The 17,304-nt window shown below is 45.9% G+C and carries 20 protein-coding genes and 1 tRNA gene; 2 read left to right on the forward strand and 19 right to left on the reverse strand.

What is annotated here, in order from left to right:
- Positions 1–40 precede the first annotated feature (40 nt).
- The 5 genes from arsS to F0U83_RS11675 form a co-directional block, all read right to left on the reverse strand.
- A complete protein-coding gene (gene arsS / locus F0U83_RS11655; RefSeq protein ID WP_138987046.1) occupies positions 41–1,000 on the reverse strand; it encodes an arsenosugar biosynthesis radical SAM (seleno)protein ArsS in 960 nt (319 codons plus the stop codon).
- A 97-nt stretch (positions 1,001–1,097) separates the two neighbouring features.
- A complete protein-coding gene (gene arsJ, locus F0U83_RS11660; RefSeq protein ID WP_211343641.1) occupies positions 1,098–2,321 on the reverse strand; it encodes an organoarsenical effux MFS transporter ArsJ in 1,224 nt (407 codons plus the stop codon).
- Positions 2,322–2,323: 2 nt separating this feature from the next.
- On the reverse strand, positions 2,324–3,334 hold the full coding sequence (locus tag F0U83_RS11665) for an ArsJ-associated glyceraldehyde-3-phosphate dehydrogenase (RefSeq protein ID WP_138987044.1): 1,011 nt from the start codon (positions 3,332–3,334) through the stop codon (positions 2,324–2,326).
- Positions 3,335–3,346: 12 nt separating this feature from the next.
- A complete protein-coding gene (locus tag F0U83_RS11670) occupies positions 3,347–3,580 on the reverse strand; it encodes a thioredoxin family protein (protein ID WP_138987043.1) in 234 nt (77 codons plus the stop codon).
- A gap of 14 nt (positions 3,581–3,594) precedes the next feature.
- Positions 3,595–4,587: a permease gene (locus F0U83_RS11675; protein ID WP_138987042.1), complete on the reverse strand. Its 993-nt coding sequence runs from the start codon at positions 4,585–4,587 to the stop codon at positions 3,595–3,597.
- Positions 4,588–4,738: 151 nt separating this feature from the next.
- Here F0U83_RS11675 and speD point away from each other — a divergent pair, with 151 nt between their 5' ends.
- On the forward strand, positions 4,739–5,554 hold the full coding sequence (speD, locus tag F0U83_RS11680) for an adenosylmethionine decarboxylase (RefSeq protein ID WP_138987041.1): 816 nt from the start codon (positions 4,739–4,741) through the stop codon (positions 5,552–5,554).
- 56 nt (positions 5,555–5,610) lie between these two features.
- Here speD and F0U83_RS11685 read toward each other — a convergent pair whose 3' ends face one another.
- Positions 5,611–6,348, reverse strand: a complete 738-nt coding sequence (locus tag F0U83_RS11685) for a tRNA1(Val) (adenine(37)-N6)-methyltransferase (protein ID WP_138987040.1) — start codon at positions 6,346–6,348, stop codon at positions 5,611–5,613.
- Between the two features lie 131 nt (positions 6,349–6,479).
- Here F0U83_RS11685 and phnP point away from each other — a divergent pair, with 131 nt between their 5' ends.
- A complete protein-coding gene (gene phnP, locus F0U83_RS11690; RefSeq protein WP_138987039.1) occupies positions 6,480–7,223 on the forward strand; it encodes a phosphonate metabolism protein PhnP in 744 nt (247 codons plus the stop codon).
- A gap of 91 nt (positions 7,224–7,314) precedes the next feature.
- On the opposite strand, the gene F0U83_RS11695 is transcribed toward phnP, so the two are convergent.
- From F0U83_RS11695 to rpmI, 13 genes are all read right to left on the reverse strand, one after another.
- A complete protein-coding gene (locus tag F0U83_RS11695; protein ID WP_138987038.1) occupies positions 7,315–8,142 on the reverse strand; it encodes a hypothetical protein in 828 nt (275 codons plus the stop codon).
- A gap of 824 nt (positions 8,143–8,966) precedes the next feature.
- Positions 8,967–9,392, reverse strand: a complete 426-nt coding sequence (locus tag F0U83_RS11700) for a hypothetical protein (RefSeq protein WP_138987037.1) — start codon at positions 9,390–9,392, stop codon at positions 8,967–8,969.
- A complete protein-coding gene (locus tag F0U83_RS11705; protein ID WP_138987036.1) occupies positions 9,392–9,757 on the reverse strand; it encodes a hypothetical protein in 366 nt (121 codons plus the stop codon). Before F0U83_RS11705 ends, F0U83_RS11700 begins: the two co-directional genes overlap by 1 nt.
- Positions 9,758–9,759: 2 nt before the next feature.
- Positions 9,760–9,951 (reverse strand): helix-turn-helix transcriptional regulator, encoded by a 192-nt coding sequence (locus tag F0U83_RS11710; RefSeq protein WP_138987035.1) that lies wholly within the window; start codon positions 9,949–9,951, stop codon positions 9,760–9,762.
- 100 nt (positions 9,952–10,051) lie between these two features.
- Positions 10,052–10,801 (reverse strand): hypothetical protein, encoded by a 750-nt coding sequence (locus F0U83_RS11715; RefSeq protein WP_138987034.1) that lies wholly within the window; start codon positions 10,799–10,801, stop codon positions 10,052–10,054.
- A 22-nt stretch (positions 10,802–10,823) separates the two neighbouring features.
- On the reverse strand, positions 10,824–12,047 hold the full coding sequence (locus F0U83_RS11720; RefSeq protein WP_138987033.1) for a tyrosine-type recombinase/integrase: 1,224 nt from the start codon (positions 12,045–12,047) through the stop codon (positions 10,824–10,826).
- A 206-nt stretch (positions 12,048–12,253) separates the two neighbouring features.
- Positions 12,254–12,330: transfer RNA gene (locus F0U83_RS11725), tRNA-Pro, on the reverse strand.
- Positions 12,331–12,400: 70 nt separating this feature from the next.
- Positions 12,401–12,763, reverse strand: a complete 363-nt coding sequence (locus tag F0U83_RS11730) for a MerR family transcriptional regulator (protein ID WP_138987032.1) — start codon at positions 12,761–12,763, stop codon at positions 12,401–12,403.
- The gene (gene ihfA, locus F0U83_RS11735; RefSeq protein ID WP_138987031.1) at positions 12,735–13,046 is read right to left on the reverse strand and encodes an integration host factor subunit alpha; all 312 of its coding nucleotides are present in this window, start codon (positions 13,044–13,046) and stop codon (positions 12,735–12,737) included. Before ihfA ends, F0U83_RS11730 begins: the two co-directional genes overlap by 29 nt.
- A 17-nt stretch (positions 13,047–13,063) precedes the next feature.
- Positions 13,064–15,451 (reverse strand): phenylalanine--tRNA ligase subunit beta, encoded by a 2,388-nt coding sequence (pheT, locus tag F0U83_RS11740; protein WP_138987030.1) that lies wholly within the window; start codon positions 15,449–15,451, stop codon positions 13,064–13,066.
- Positions 15,452–15,507: 56 nt separating this feature from the next.
- The gene (gene pheS, locus F0U83_RS11745; RefSeq protein WP_138987029.1) at positions 15,508–16,491 is read right to left on the reverse strand and encodes a phenylalanine--tRNA ligase subunit alpha; all 984 of its coding nucleotides are present in this window, start codon (positions 16,489–16,491) and stop codon (positions 15,508–15,510) included.
- A gap of 161 nt (positions 16,492–16,652) precedes the next feature.
- Positions 16,653–17,009, reverse strand: a complete 357-nt coding sequence (gene rplT / locus F0U83_RS11750; RefSeq protein WP_138987028.1) for a 50S ribosomal protein L20 — start codon at positions 17,007–17,009, stop codon at positions 16,653–16,655.
- A 42-nt stretch (positions 17,010–17,051) separates the two neighbouring features.
- The gene (gene rpmI / locus F0U83_RS11755; protein ID WP_138987027.1) at positions 17,052–17,246 is read right to left on the reverse strand and encodes a 50S ribosomal protein L35; all 195 of its coding nucleotides are present in this window, start codon (positions 17,244–17,246) and stop codon (positions 17,052–17,054) included.
- Between the last annotated feature and the right edge of the window lie 58 nt (positions 17,247–17,304).

Here is a 17,304-nt window from a genome sequence, read left to right on the forward strand (position 1 = left end):
ACTCCTATGAGATAAAAACATCTCAATCATGTAGCGCGCTTTAACTTAAAGCACCACCACAGCTAGAACCCTGACCCGCAGTACAACCATAACAATGATCACCTATTTTTATAGGTTGATCTTGCATCATCTGATCAAACAGCTGAGACAAATGAATAGCGTCGGATTGATCTCCTAAGGGCATATTTAATTGCTGGTTAAAGTCACAATCATATACATAGCCCTGCCAATCGACCGAAATCAACGAACGGCACATTAAGCCATCTAAGGTACTCGCATTAAATGAACTTCGTAATAACTCCATGTAGGGTTTAAAGAGTCCTTTAGACAGCAGCATGCTACCGAAACGCTGAATTGGCATATTCGCTAACGTAAAGAGCTGATTAAATTGAATACCATAACGGGACTCAAGTTCTTGTTTATAGGCGATTTCCAAAGACGCTTGCGGCGGCGGCAACACAGGCCCCTGTGGGTTATACACCAGATTAATCACTAGATCCGAACCGGCCATGCCATAACCCAGCTCATTCAACTGCTGCAAACCCTCTAGGCTTGCGTTAAAAACCCCTTTGCCACGCTGTGCATTGACGTTATCTTCTAGGTAACAGGGCAATGAAGCGACAATCTCGACTTTATGATCCGCCAGAAAAGTCGCCATATCTTCATAACCAGGCTCTGTAAGAATAGTCAGGTTGCAGCGATCCATTACATGAATTCCCTGGGAAGTCGCTGCCGAGACTAACCGCTTAAAGTGGGGGTTCATCTCCGGCGCACCACCTGTTAAATCCAGTGTCTTAGCACCACTTTGCTGCATAAACTGTAGTAATAACTCCATGGTTTCCCATGACATCTCTTCGGTACGCTGAGGGCTTGCAGCAACATGACAATGCACACATGACTGATTGCAACGATAACCAATATTGGCTTGAAGCGTCGTTAATGCTGTACGACGAATTCTTGGAAAATCAGTCTGGATAAGGTGTGGCAGCATTTCGTGCATGATGTGTCCTTTTGCTTTTGCTGTTTATGTATTAGTCGTCGCAGATCTGTAAACCTTACAAATCAATAGTTTTTATTTTTCAACAATACATCTTAGCTTAGATGTTCGACTTAGCGAATTCTCGCTGCGGAAGGAAAATCGACAAAAGTAAAGTTATCCCAAGAAAGAGTGAGGAGACATACAGGCAAGCAGCTATACCAAAATCCTGATAAACCCAACCCGACAAAACCGTTCCTAATAAACGTCCCATCGCATTAGCCATATAATAGAATCCGACATCCATCGATGCTCCTTCATCTCTTGCATAGCTGACAATCAAATAACTATGTAAAGATGAATTAATCGCAAAAAACGCCCCAAAAATCAGCAAGCCAGCAACCATTAACAGCTCAGGGTTAGACGTCACACCCAAAAAGTACGCCATGATTGCAGGAATCACCATTAAAGGCAGGCACCACCATAATGCTGCCTTACCACTTGGAACGCTTCCTTTGTGCTTACCGGTAATGCGCGGCGCGAATGACTGAATCACGCCATATCCGATAACCCACATCGCCATAAAACTGCCAACAGACCAATGATCCCACAACAGCACTTCACCAAAGAAGACGGGGACCGCAATCACAAACCACACATCCCTAGCACCAAACAGGAACAGTCGTGCGCCAGAGAGCACATTAATCGCTACGCTTTTTGAGAAAACATCGGTAAATTTGGGTTTAAACTGGCTCCGCCCTAATGATCCTTTTAACTTCACTAAAGAGATAATTAGCACGCTGCATAACAGAGCCGCCATCAAGACAACAGAGGCGCGAAAGCCAAACAGTGTCAGCAGCACACCTCCTAAGAAAAAGCCCACGCCTTTCAGTGCATTTTTTGAGCCTGTCAGCACTGCCACCCAATGATAGAGACGCCCCTGAGCATCAGGCGGCACCAAGAGCTTAATGGCACTTTTAGCACTCATTTTATTTAAGTCTTTGGCAACACCGGATATTGCCTGCGCCATCATCACCCAAGGAATACTCAACCACGAGGAGGGCACAGCTAACATACCTAACGCCACCACTTGCATAGCCAAGCCGATATTCATAGTGCGGTTAAGGCCAATGCGAGCTCCTAACCAACCACCTATCAAGTTTGTGACAACACCAAAGAACTCATAAAAGATAAAAAGAAAAGCAATTTCCAAAGGCGAATACCCTAACGTATGAAAGTGCAGAACCACTAACATACGTAAGGCACCATCCGTTAAGGTAAACGTCCAATAATTACCCGTGATCAGTAAGTACTGACGAATATCTGAAGATAATGAGGCAAGCACGATTACTTTTTATCCAACAAACCTACTTTTTTGACTAACTCAGCCGTACGGTTTGCATAACCCCACTCATTGTCATACCAGGTATATATTTTAACCTGAGTGTTATTGATCACCATGGTCGAAAGCGCATCCACAATGCTGGAGCGTGGATCTGTCTTATAGTCGATAGACACCAACGGTCGCTCCTCATACCCCAAAATACCCTGCAGACTTCCCTCGGATGCGGTCTTGAAGAGCTGATTAACGGCTTGTGCCGTCGTCGGTTTCTCGACCTCAAAGACACAATCGGTTAACGAGGCATTGGCTAACGGAACCCGCACAGCATGACCATTCAGCTTTCCTTTAAGCTCAGGAAAGATATGAGTAATCGCCGTCGCAGAGCCAGTGGTTGTAGGTATCAAACTCATCCCGCAAGCACGAGCACGGCGTAGATCCTTATGGGGCGCATCCAAAATAGTTTGCGTATTGGTAACATCATGAATCGTTGTCATAGAACCGTGTCGAATACCCAATGACTCATGAAGCACCTTAACAATCGGAGCAAGACAATTCGTCGTACATGAGGCAGCCGTTACAATCGGATACAGATCAGGATCATATAGATCATCATTGACACCCATCACCACATTCAGCACACCCTCTTCTTTAACTGGCGCGCTGACAACAACCCGCTTAACCCCTTGCTCTAAATAGGCCTGTAAAACCGATTTGGTTTTCATTTTACCGGACGCTTCAACTACGATGTCACAACCTGACCAATCGGTGTCTTCGATACTGCGGTTATGGCTTACCGTGAAACCTTGCTCGCCTACGAAAATTCTATAACCCTCAGCGTTAGCTTCATAAGCCCAGCGCCCATGCACAGAATCGAAATTCAGTAGATGAGCCAACGTTGCAGCATCGCCACCAGGGTCATTGATATGTACAAATTCAATCTCTGGCCACGACCATGCAGCTCGCATCATCAAACGCCCTATGCGACCAAAACCATTAATGCCTACTTTAATTGTCATTGAAAAACTACCTTATACAATCCATGACTCAATATCTGCGCGATGAGGTATAGAACCACTGTGAACCACCACTTCATCGACAACAACGGCGGGTGTACTCATCACGCCATACCCCATGATAGCCATGGGATCTGTCACTTTGATGACATCAACCGCTACCGCTTTCTCTTTGGCAATCGCCTCGATAGCTTCCGCTGTTTTAGTACACTTAGCACACCCAGAACCCAGAACTTTGATGGATTTCATCTTTGTACCCTTTTCTATAGAAGAACAAACCAGTGACCCAAAGCATTAAAGACCCAGCCCACCAACGTGAACGCACATAATAGTAAGACAAATAATATCACCAGCAAACGCCACTGCATGACTTGTTTAAGAAGAATAAACTCTGGGAAACTGGCAGCGACAGTACTCATACAAAACGCCAATGTTGTACCAATGGGCAGCCCCTTGGATATCAGACTTTCCATGACAGGGATCACACCGGTAGCATTAGAGTACAGAGGGATACCTAGCCCTACAGCCGCGGGGACAGACCACCACTGCCCCTGCCCTAGATGCTGCTCAAACCACCCTTCTGGGACAAAACCGTGCAATGCCGCTCCCAGCCCAACACCAATGATGACCCACTTCCAAACACGACCAAAAATATCCTTGAGTTCATCTTTAGCAAATTGATGCCTATCCATAAGGCTCATTTTCCTAACTTCAGCTTGAACATTGGCCTGGGCTGCATCGGCATAGGCTTTCGCCGCAAAAGGTTGCAATAATCGTTCAGCCTTAATGGTATCGAGAAACAAACCGCCCAGCATACCTACCGCTAGCCCAACCAGCACATAAACAATAGTAAATTGCCAGCCTAACAAGCTCCCTAATAAAACAATGGCTACTTCATTGATTAAAGGGGACGTCAGTAAAAATGACATGGTAATACCTACCGGAATCCCCGCCGAGGTAAAGCCTAAGAACAAAGGAATGCTTGAGCAGGAGCAAAACGGAGTAACCGCACCAAAAGCCGACCCCATCATATAACCAACCAAGCGGTTTTTACCCACCAACCAAGCCCTGACAACCTCTACCCTTAAAGAAGCACGCACAAGTGCAATGAGATAAATCATGACCACTAAGAGTACAAATATTTTTGCCGTGTCTTCGATAAAAAAGTGTACCGCATCCCCCAGTTTTGAATTCGCATCCAGCCCCAAAAGCGTGAATGCCAACCAATCAGCCAAATCTGTAAAATAGTCCAACACAAAAAAATTCCTTAAGATCAAACAACAGCCGAAATTATGCTTTGTCTTAGCGCCCAGCTAGCATAAAATGCGCGCTTAACTCTATCCATATGGGTGGAATCAACTATCGGGCGTAAAAAGCGCCACCTACAACGATTGGAGAGTTACGACGTTGGCATCTAACGGCAAAATTAAACTGCAAGGGTTTAACAACCTTACCAAAAGTCTAAGCTTCTGTATCTATGATGTTTGTTATGCAAAAACACCAGAGCAGAAAGCCGAGTACATCGAATATATCGATGAGCAGTATAACGCAGACCGCCTAACGGAAATTCTATCCGAAGTTTGCGACATTATCGGTGCGAACATCCTTAATGTTGCTCGCCAAGACTATGAGCCGCAAGGGGCCAGTGTAACGATTCTGGTTTCGGAAGAGCCCATCAAAGACTCAGACCGCGTAGATAAGACCGAAAAACCGGGGCCACTACCTGATGCCGTGGTTGCTCATCTGGATAAGAGCCATATTTGTGTTCATACCTACCCAGAGAGCCACCCGGATGATGGCATCTGTACCTTCCGGGCAGATATCGAAGTATCAACCTGCGGCGTTATTTCACCATTGAAAGCGCTGAACTACCTGATCCATAAACTGGAGTCAGATATTGTTACCATCGACTACCGAGTGCGTGGCTTTACCCGAGACGTACAGGGTGTCAAACACTACATTGATCATGACATCAACTCGATTCAGAACTTTATGAGTGACGATATTCGTGAGCAATACCAAATGGTTGATGTAAACGTTTACCAAGAGAACATCTTCCACACCAAAATGATGCTCAACGATTACGACTTAGATCAGTATCTGTTTGGCGCAACGCGCAAAGACTTAACCGGTAACGAAGTCGAAGAGATCTCCGAACGTCTATTCAAAGAGATGAACGAGATATTCTATGGCCGAAATATGCCGGATATGAAAAAAGGCTAACACCCGGCATGACGTGTGTAATCAACGCTGGCTTATGCCGGCGTTTTTTATGCGCTCTACTCATCCGCAACCTTCATATGCGTATAATAAGGCCCGAACAACTCAGCGGCTGCCCGCGTATGGTAGGGATGTTGTTTATACAAGGTGAAATCTGTGTGGGCACACACCTTCGGGCCACGACTTAACGCAATAATCTCACGATGTGGCAGGTGCTCTGCACTATTACGTACTTGCATACGTTCTTGTGGATACAAACCGAAACCCTCAGCCAACTGAATCACCGTTTCTGTTTCAGGTAAGGGCAGCAACAACCACGTAACTCCCTCAGAGCTTAACAAAGCATCAATAGACTGGATTAAGTCAGATAGCGGCAAATAGGTATTGTGCCTTGCTAGGGCTGCCCGCTCGCAAGAGTTTTTTGTTGAGTCTGTAAAAAAAGGCGGATTACAGAGTATTACATCATACTGAGTAGCGGGCTGCTTTGCGTAAACCCGAATATCCATCTCAATCAAGCGGAGCCGGTCAGACCAAGGGCTGTGCTCAAAGTTTAGCCTCGCCTGCCTTGCTGCTCCTGCATCAAGCTCAACCGCATCAATAGCAGCTGTGGAGCGCTGTGCTGCAAACAAACTTAACAATCCAGTACCTGCACCAATATCCAAAATACGCTTGGCATCAGTTACCTTAGCATAAGCACCCAGCAGCGACGCATCCGTCGTCACCTTCATAGCACAGTCCCCCTGCTCAATACGAAATTGCTGACACTGAAAAAAGCTATTACGTTGGCGGCGGGACATCGATAAAGCATCCAAAAAAAGAGAACTCTATTCTATGCGATTCCAAACAGCACGTTAACTACCCTCTTGATGGCAACTTAGCAATACCGTTTAATACATCGCTCCCCCATACCTTATTGAAACGGGCTACCATGAAACTCACATTTTTAGGCACTGGCGACGTACGACAAGTACCTGTTTTTGGGTGTAATTGCAGAGCCTGCAACACCGCCCGCCAAAACCCAGCACTACGCCGCCGCCCTTGTAGCGCTTTGTTAACAACGCCTTACGGTAAGCTACTCCTTGATGGTGGAATCATCGATTTAGCAGAGCGTTTTCAACCGGGGGAGCTGAGCGCAATATTGCTAACCCACTACCATGTTGATCATGTACAAGGGCTGTTCCATCTACGCTGGGGAATCGGTGAGAAAATACCCGTTTACGGGCCTGAAGATACTCAAGGCTGTGCCGACCTGACCAAACATCCTGGCATACTCGATTTTCAAGCGCCACTTAAGCCCTTCAAACCCTTCTATCTGGGGGAACTGAAAATCACACCAGTGCCACTCATCCACTCAAAACCCACACTGGGCTACCTCTTTGAAAGCGAACAACGACAACTGGCCTACCTCACGGACACCGTAGGCCTTCCAGAAGCAACCACCACCTTTTTACAAAGACACACTGAACTGGAAATTATCATCGACTGTAGTGAACCTCCTCAACCTAACCCACCACGCAACCACAACGATCTAAACAGCGTATTGCACATACACCAAACACTCCAACCTAAAGCGCTGTGGCTAACCCACTTAAATCACAAAATGGATGAATGGTTGCTAGATAATGACTTACCAGAGGGGATATATGTTGCCCGAGACGGACTGGAAATTTAAGCCAGCATGCACACCGACATCCCCAATCTGCAACGAATAGCCTATAAGACCATCAGGCTAGTTTTTTGTGTAAACCTCCCGTAATTTTAACTCAGGGCGCGCTATGATCAACGATTATGAAATTCTGTGCAGCCTCACTCCACTCCACAGTGACAGACTCGCCTAGAGTAGGAAAATCCTGCAGCTCATAGATCCCACTCAAACCTTTGGCAAACTCTTTACCAATCCCCGCAACCTCAAACTGCACGTCAGAAATCTGGGCTCCATCCACGAAAGTCTGCATACGATGAGTGCCTTCACTAAGCAGCCCCCATGCCATCACCATGCCATAGCCATTATTAGTATCATTACAAATGGATTCAGTATCACCACGTGTAGTACCGTAAGCGACAGGAATCCGATCGCCGCCGTCAATAGATATTTCTACCTTATTGGCATCGCAGGCCCAACCCCGAATTAATCCCACACCGCTTTGAACAGAGTTCTGGCTAGGTGCTTCGTGATGCCTTTCCAGGGTTTTATTGTGCACCATGATCTCTGTTGTCAGCACTTTCTGAGAGGGGTTAAATGGATCTATAAGCGAATTTCCTGCATAGATACTTACACTCCAAGTGCTGGGATAAGGTAAAGATCCTATAGGAACAGACAAAGAAGAAGAACAAGGGAGTGGCGTCCCCCAAAGAAAACTAGGTTCAATAAAAGACACCTCTATACGCTGATTGCCTTGGTCCACGCTGATAACCCTTCTATCGCCATATATCACACCAGTGTTGGGTGCATCACAAATGTCCTCTACCTCAATGATTACCTCGCTGGCAGTTGTTACGAAAGATGGCTCAACTTTAAGGCCTACCTCAGAATAAGCTGAATAACTTATTACTAGCCCGTAAAACAAAGTATGCCTAGCTATATTCTTCATCGCTATCTCCACAATCCATGTTATGTCAAAAACAAAGAGCCTTAAGTTACCAATGTTAACTGGTGCCATTGTCAGCTTTTCAACTCATAAGGGCAGCTTCTGATATTTCTGCTATATCGTTAAGGTAAGACCAATCTCTGAAGCTCTTTGGAGCATTTCAATGCCCTCTACGATAGATGCTTAGTATAGGAAGATACAGGTGTTATAAATAATATGAAGAGTAGGGAGGAAATAAATGGGACGGCATCATTTGAATACCGCCAATAAACACTTGATTAAAAATAACTTTAATTTTCATGGTTATCAAGATACCCCCAAAAATACCCCCACATTGCAATGACTGAGCTAAACGCCCATCAGGTGACACGTCACGTTTCACTGAATTTGATCTATTGTCGAATGCGCTTTCTCCTGGATGGTGTTGAGTGGAGTGTTAGCGGAATTTGTCTGATTCTAGCGTATTCAAATTACCATTATTGCAGAGTAAAACCGGTAGCCTGTGAGCATTCTCGATATCAGGTTTTATTAGGTTGCTTGTTGTTAACCTGAAGTCTGTGACCTGCTTATTCGTTATCGGCAATTCAAGGTTTAAAACTGCTCTTGGTAGCCTTGCCAATACCTTGCCTTTGATAATGATATGTCAGCTTTGTTAGTCAACAGGGTATGGTTATATATAAGACTCTCCAATATGGGAAAAGAGAACCCCCTAAAAACTCCTTATAGTTCTCCTATATGGCATAGGTTGGTGGTAGCCAGAATACCAGCCACTCCAAATAGGAGAGCTAATCGCCACTTCCCACTCCATATAGGAGGGGAAAAATCTGCTAATGTTTCTCTTTCGGTTGGTGCTCCCATGCTGATTTGTCCTTGCACCAATAAGCCAATGGTATTGGACTGGGCTGTATGCCTTGGTCGTATGCAAAGCCTTTAGGTTCATCAATGCCATCCCATGTAATAGCCACTAGCGTAGGTCGCCCTCTCACCTTCCAGCCTTGCCTTGTTACAATTAGAAAGCCTTTATCTTCTAGGTTTCTAAATGCTCGATACAATGAACTGGTTGCCCAACCACGCTTTTTCATTAGCGTATAGCAAGGGGATAGTGAGCCATTATTATTCCCATTGTACTGAAGCAACAAATCCATCAATAGTTTGATCTCAGGGGCTTTTAAATTAGCCCCTTGCTGAGATTTCAATACATGGAATGGGATACCAGCAAACCGTTCTTTCTTTTTCCTGTCTCGGCTTGCCATTAATCACACTCACTAACCCACTGTATAGGAGGTGCTCCTCGCTTCTTTCTAAGATTGTTGATTATCTTCTTAGCAGCTTGCGAGCTTGTGAATGTGAACTTATAGCGTTTGTAATATGCGCCCATTCCGTTAAAGCCTGTGCTCTTTTCAAGTACGCTTGTGAACTCAAGCCCTAACCTTTTTTTGATTTCATTGCTCATAGTACTTGGCAAAGCATGATCGAATATAGGGGCTTTTTCTGCTTCAAGTCGATTGATAGATCCATGCTCCACCAGCCAAGTTAGAACCCTTTCGAGCTTTGTTGGCGGTCTGGTATCATCGGTAGTGCTGGTGGCTTCTGTGGTGGGGGCTGCTGGCGTTTTCATGCTTATGCCCTCCCTGCTGCTTCAATCCGTTCTTGAATCCATGCTTGAATGTCGCTTTCTACCCATGCTACCAATCTGCCGCCTAAAGGGACTGGTTTTGGAAAGGTGCCTTTTTCAAGTCGGTTGTAGATAGTACTGCGTGATAGCCCAACTAATTGCTCAACTTCGGGACGTCTTAGTAATCGAATAGTCATGCTCTGCTTTCCTGTGTAGTGAGTGGAATACAGGCAAAGCATGAATAGGTTTTTTACGGCTAAATAGATGAAACCCCTTTAATAAAAGGGGTAAAAGGGGTTATGAAATTGCTGGTCGTCCACCTACTCGCCACCTACCCGCACGTAAAATAGTATCCATCGACTTAGCACCAGAGCCCGAATAACCTTTATCTTTTAGCCATTCAACGACTTGGTTTTTTGTAGGTGCTGTTTCTTTATCTGAAGGATCGTAGTTCTTCCAAAAACGGTTATTTGCTTCTAGTAGGTGTCGTAATTGAGGGGATGTATTAGGGTGGATGTAGTAATGGTCTATATGACCCCCTGTTGATGAATCTCTTACAGTATTGTTTGACTCATTCTCAAAGTTTATTGTCGATTCTTTATCGGTGTTTTTTTTATGTTCGGCTGGAAAGATTATTTCTTCAGCATCCAATAAATCAGCTTGATACACAAACATCATGGAAAAATCTGAAGAGCTTTCGCTAAGTTCAATATCAGCTACTTTTTTTGTTTGAGGATTCATGCACTGTTCTGCATTAATCCAAATTGTTCCACCCAGAGGGTCAGATTCATCTGGTTCATATGCGAAAGAACAAGACGTTATAAGCACAAGCTTTCTATTACTTTTATTGCTATCTGATATACCCAGTTGGTCTTTGATGGCTTGATTCAAAGGTAGGTTAATCCAAGCTTTTAGCTGGCGAGAATTGATCGCCTCGCCAATAAGGCATATGGTCTCGGGCTCACCTATCTGATTTGAACTCCATCTATCTAAGATATCACTTATTGAGTAAACACTGTCATTCGGGTAAGGCAACGAAACTGACATGTAATTCTCCTCTCATAAAGTCTTATAAACTTCTGAATTTAATTGTTACTACATTACCCGCTAAAGCCTGCGCTTTGAGTTGATCCAGATAATCAGCCCAGCGTTGCATCATTTCTGTTCTTTGCTGGAGGTGCTTAGTACGGTTATAAGCTCTGCCGTTTGGATCCTTAACCGCATGGGCAAGCTGTTGCTCTATCCACTCAATACGGTAATTTAAAACCTCATCTAGCAGTGTGCGCGCCATTGCCCTAAATCCGTGGGGAGTCATTTTGTCATTGCTGTACCCCATATCCCGCAAGGCTGTTCTCACCCCGTTATCAGACATAGGGCGACTTCTACCCCTAGCAGACGGAAACAGGTATTCCCCATCGCCAGTAATGCGCTGTAACTCCTCTAGGATAGTGATAGCTTGATTAGCTAAGGGGATGATGTGCTCTTGCTTGGTTTTTTCAGCAATAATTTCAATACGCCTTTCTTCATAGTTGATATTCGACCATTTCAGGTGGCGAAGCTCCCCAGGTCTACAGAAAAATAGCGCTGATAACTTAAGCGCACATCGAACAACGTGGGTGCCCGTAAAATGGTCAATATCCACCAGCAACCTACCTACCTCTCTAGGCTCGATAATTGAGGCATAATGCGTTTTCACTGGAGACTTAAGCGCCCCTTTCAGGTCTGGGGTAGGATCCCGGTCAGCCCTGCCGGTGGCGACGGCAAACCTGAATACTTGCCCCGCTGCTTGTTTCGCTCTCTGAGCCGTTTCTATTTTGCCTGTGCTCTCAGTCTTTCGAAGGGTGTTAAGCAGCATAGGGGGCGTTATAGCGGTAATAGGCATATGGCCGATAAAGGGGAAAAGATACATTTCCATACAGCGCATTGTTCTTTGCTGGTGGCTTTCGGACTTATTAGCCATGTGGATCGAATACCACTCTCTGGCTATCGCCTCAAAGCTATTTACAGCGCTTAGCCGTCTTTCCTCTCGGGTGGCTTGCTTATGGGCTGATGGGTCGATCCCTTCGGTTAACTGGCTTCTAGCTTCATCCCTAATTTCTCTCGCTCTCTTTAGCGTGATGTCAGGATACTGACCGATAGAGAGGGTTTTCTCTTTGCCATGAATACGGTATTTAAGCCGCCATAGCTTAGCCCCGTTCTTTTTCACTAAAAGATACATGCCTCTCTCATCAGAAAGCTTGTAATCTTTTTCTCTAGGCTTGGCTGTTTGTACCTCGCGTGGTGATAGCGGCATCTTTTTATAAACCCTCAATGATTTCTAGCTTTGAGGGTTGTCTGGGGGTATCACCACAACGAAAAAGACCCGATACCCCCAACAATACCCCCACTTTGTTCAAGATTGAGCAAGAAATAGTAGGAACACATAGGAACGATATTAAGCCGCAAGCCCCGTCGTTACAAGGCTTAAAGAAATATATAGGTAGTATTAGGAAGTTGAATTGGTCGGGACGGCAGGATTTGAACCTGCGACCCCTTGCACCCCATGCAAGTGCGCTACCAAACTGCGCTACGCCCCGACGAAGGCGGGAGCTGTTAAGCTCCGAAGAGGCGCGTATATTACCCTAGCAAAACGCTTGTGAAAAGGGGTTAACGGCCAGATTTGAGGGTTTTGAGGATTTCTTCGAGTTCGCTAATGGTTTGTTTTAATAACTGTTTGTAACGAGCGCTCTCATCAACACTTTGATCCCCTACCAACCACTGCTTGGCACCACTGATGGTGTAGCCTTGATCGTGCAATAAGCTTTTAATCTGGCGGATGATGAGTACATCCTGCTGCTGGTAATAGCGACGATTATTACGCTTAACGGGTTTTATTTGATCGAATTCCTGTTCCCAATACCTTAGTACGTGCGCTTTCACGTCGCATAAAGTCGCTACCTCACCGATGGTAAAATAGCGTTTACTGGGTATGGCAGGAAGATCAGGCTGGCTCGGACCTGCTGTCTGCATAGGCGTCTACACGGTCCTTTAGTTTTTGGCCTGGTCGAAAAGTCACAACGCGGCGTGCTGAAATGGGCACTTCTTCACCGGTTTTTGGGTTTCGACCAGGGCGCTGTCGCTTATCCCGCAGGTCAAAGTTTCCAAAACCGGAAAGCTTGACCTGCTCATTGGCAGCAAGGCTTTCACGAATTTCATCAAAAAAGGATTCAACCATATCTTTAGCTTCACGCTTGTTCAGACCCAACTCTTCGTACAAACGTTCTGCCATGTCTGCCTTTGTTAAAGAACTCATGAACACCACCTTGCCTATTAGTCTCTTAAGGTTGCCCCTACAGCACCAAGCGCCTTAACGACATCTTGCACCGCTGCATTAATCTCATCTTCATTAAGAGTGCGCGATGGATGCTGCCAGGTCAAGCCCAGGGCAACACTTTTTCGTCCTGCTTCAATACCTTGGCCTTGATAAACATCAAAAAGGATCGTCTGTTTGAGGAATTCACCAGCATTTTCCTGCACAGCACTGCGCAATGTGTCATAGGCAACGGCTTCATCAACCAGTAGCGCTAAATCACGGCGCGACTCTGGGAACTTGGATAACTCCGAAAATTTTGCCAAATGCCCTTCAAGCAGGGTGTCTAAGCTAAGTTCAAACAGATAAACCGGCCCGTTAAGATCGAGCTTTTTCACTAATGCAGGATGCAGTGCCCCGATAAAACCAACCGTCTCACCGCCACGCTCAATACGTGCGCTTTGGCCTGGGTGTAACGCAACGTGCTGATCAGCCACAAAACGATACTCATTACCTGAGCTGCCCAGATTAAGGACGGCTTCCACATCACCCTTGATATCAAAGAAATCAACCGAAGAGGATTTACCTGTCCAGTTTTCAGGATCACGATTACCACACAGTAAACCCGCTAACACATTTTCCTGAACCAGCCCTTCACCTTTTGGTAAAAAACGCTGCCCTGTTTCAAATAGTCGAACACGAGATTGCTGGCGATTTTGGTTGTATTGCAAAGCTTTGACCAAGCCTGGCCAAATACTGGTACGCATCACTGCCATTTCAGCGGAGATAGGGTTGGCCAGCGCTAGCGCTTCATACTGATCATCAAACTGTTTTTGCAAACCCGCTTCAATAAAGCTATAGGTAATCGCTTCCTGATAGCCTAACGTCGTGAGTGTGCGGCGCAGAGTTTGAATAGTGACTTTAGATTCATCGATAGGTGTAAAGGGTAACGTCGCTGTAGGCACTTTTACCGGCAGGTTGTTGTAACCATAAACACGCGCTAACTCTTCAATCAGATCCACTTCAATGCTGATGTCAAAACGATAGGATGGAATAGCCACCACCCACTCACCTTGGCCCGTCGCTTCGATCTGCATCCCTAGGCGAGTTAGGATCTCTTCGATTTCGCTCGCGGGCATATCAAATGCCAACATTGCATTCACTTTTTCATGGCGTAGTGTCACCGAACGAGCCTTGGGTAAATGCGCTTCGCTAACCGCCTCAGAAACCGGACCGGCCTGACCACCTACGATATCCAAGAGCAAAGCTGTTGCTCGCTCAATCGCGTCATGTTGCAATTGCCAATCAACGCCGCGCTCGTAGCGGTGTGATGCATCTGTATGGAGTCCATATGCACGCGCTTTACCAGCAACCGCGATCTGATCAAAGAAAGCACATTCGAGGAATATATCTTTAGATTCGGCAGTAACTCCGGTGGCTTCACCTCCGAAAATACCGGCCATGGCAACCGGACCGCTTTGATCTGCAATCACCAGAGTATCGGCGTTCAGGGTCACTTCATTGCCATCTAACAGCGTGAGCTTTTCATCGGCTTTTGGCATACGAACGACAATACTGCCACTGAGCTTATTCAAATCGAACGCATGAAGAGGCTGCCCCAGCTCTAGCAACACGTAGTTGGTTACATCTACGACAGGATCAATAGAACGAATGCCTGATCGACGCAACTTCTCCACCATCCATAGAGGTGTTTCAGCGGATAAATCCACATTACGAATTACACGACCTAAATAACGAGGGCAAGCCTGCGGTGCATCCAAAACAATTGGAAAAGTATCATCGATTGTTGCAGGAACCGGCTTGATCTCAACAAAGCTGACAGGCGCTTTATTCAATACACCAACTTCACGAGCCAATCCTTTAATGCTCAAACAGTCACCGCGGTTAGGTGTGAGGTCTACATCGATAATTTTATCATCCAAGCCCAGATATTCACGCAAGCAGGTGCCTACCGGAGCATCCTGAGCCAGCTCCATAATGCCTGCGTGATCATCAGAGATACCAAGTTCATCATCGGCACATAACATGCCAAAGGATTCAACCTGACGCAGTTTGGCTTTCTTGATTTTAAACTCGCCGCCTTCAGGTGTTGGTAACACCGCACCCACCTTTGCATAAGCCGTTTTCAGACCGGCTCTAGCATTAGGGGCACCACAAACCACCTGATAGGTTTCTGTTCCATCTGTTACTGTGCAGACCTGTAGCTTATCGGCATTAGGGTGCTGCTCTGCCGTTAGGATTTCACCTACGACAACATTAGAAAAATCACCTGCGACCGCTTCTACATCATCGACCTCTAAACCCGCCATCGTGATCTGGTCGACCAACGCTTGCGTTGTAATGGAGGGATTGACCAGCTCTCGTAACCACTTTTCACTGAATTTCATGCTGCTTTCCTGAAAATCTTTATATTGCTGCTAATGTCGACCGAGTAGATATAAACTCAGTTGAACTGGTCTAGAAAACGTAGGTCGTTTTCAAAGAACAAGCGCAAATCATTTACGCCGTAACGCAGCATTGCTAATCGCTCAACACCCATACCAAAAGCAAAACCTGTATAGACTTCAGGATCGATGCCTGACATCTCAAATACTTTCGGATGCACCATGCCACAGCCTAGTACTTCTAGCCATTTTCCATCACCGCGATCTATATCTACTTCAATCGAAGGCTCAGTAAATGGGAAGTAAGAGGGACGAAAGCGCACTTTGACATCTTCTTCAAAGAACTCACGTAGAAACTGCTCCAACGTACCCTTTAGGTCAGCAAAGCTAATATTCTTGTCAATTAATAAACCTTCAACCTGATGGAACATCGGCGAATGGGTTTGATCATAATCGCAACGGTATACTCGCCCAGGACAAATAATGCGAATAGGCGGCTGTTGAGTTTCCATCGTACGTACCTGCACACCCGATGTGTGTGTACGCAGCAACGTATTAGCATTGAAATAGAAGGTATCATGCATAGCACGCGCAGGGTGATGGGATGGGATATTCAGCGCTTCGAAGTTGTGATAATCATCTTCGACCTCAGGTCCCTCTGCAACACTGTAGCCAATACCAGCAAAGAAAGCTTCGATACGCTCAAGGGTTTTGGTCACAGGGTGTAAGCCACCAAGGTGCTGGCCACGGCCAGGTAACGTAACATCGACCCGCTCTGATGCCAGTTTTTCTTCTAATGCCGCCCCTTCGAGCAAGGCCTTTCGAGCATTGATCTGCTCAGAAACCTGCTGGATGGCTTCATTAATTTTAGCACCCGCTGCGGGGCGTTCCTCTGCGGATAACTTACCTAAACCTTTACGCAAAGCAGTAAGTGGGCTTTTTTTACCGAGGTACTCAACACGTACCTGATCCAGCTCTTGAAGATTACTCGCAGCGGCAACCGCCTGCGCAGCCTGCTCCAAAAGGCTTGTCATATTTTCCATTTCCAGCTCCAACCGATTGGGGGGAAGATGAGATCTGATAATCTAATTCAGTCATTCTGCTCAATTGAAAGAAATTCAGCGCAATAACCGAAAAAATAGGGGAAGAGTTTGCACCCTTCCCCTATTTTAATACTCAACAACCTCAATAAGAGGCGGGTGCATTACGCCAGAGCAGCTTTCGCTTTCTCGACAACAGCACTAAAGGCTGCCTGTTCGTGAACAGCCAAGTCAGCCAGTACTTTACGGTCGATTTCGATGCTAGCTTTTTTCATACCAGCGATGAAACGGCTGTAAGACAAACCATTCAAACGTGCAGCAGCATTGATACGAGCAATCCACAGAGCGCGGAATTGACGCTTACGCTGACGACGGTCACGGTATGCATACTGACCAGCTTTGATAACTGCCTGTTTAGCTACACGGAATACACGGCTACGAGCACCGTAGTAGCCTTTAGCCTGCTTCAGGATTTTCTTATGACGGCGACGAGCCTGAACACCACGTTTTACACGAGCCATTCTTTACCTTCCTATATTCAATTCTGTTAGTGAAAAAACGACTTAGATGTAAGGCAACATGCGACGGATCAGAGCCTGATCTGCAGCGTGTACCTGAAGCATCGGACGAAGCTGACGCTTACGCTTAGTGCTTTTCTTGGTCAGAATGTGACTTTTGAAGGCCTGCTTGTGCTTGAAGCCATTCGCAGTTTTCTTGAAGCGTTTTGCCGCACCACGGCAAGATTTAATCTTTGGCATTTGGAATCTCCACGCATTCGTTAGTTATATGTAACCCATAGAAACAGCAAAAACCCGC

Source organism: Neptunomonas concharum, from assembly GCF_008630635.1.
In the GTDB taxonomy this organism is placed as follows: Bacteria; Pseudomonadota; Gammaproteobacteria; order Pseudomonadales; family Balneatricaceae; genus Neptunomonas; species Neptunomonas concharum.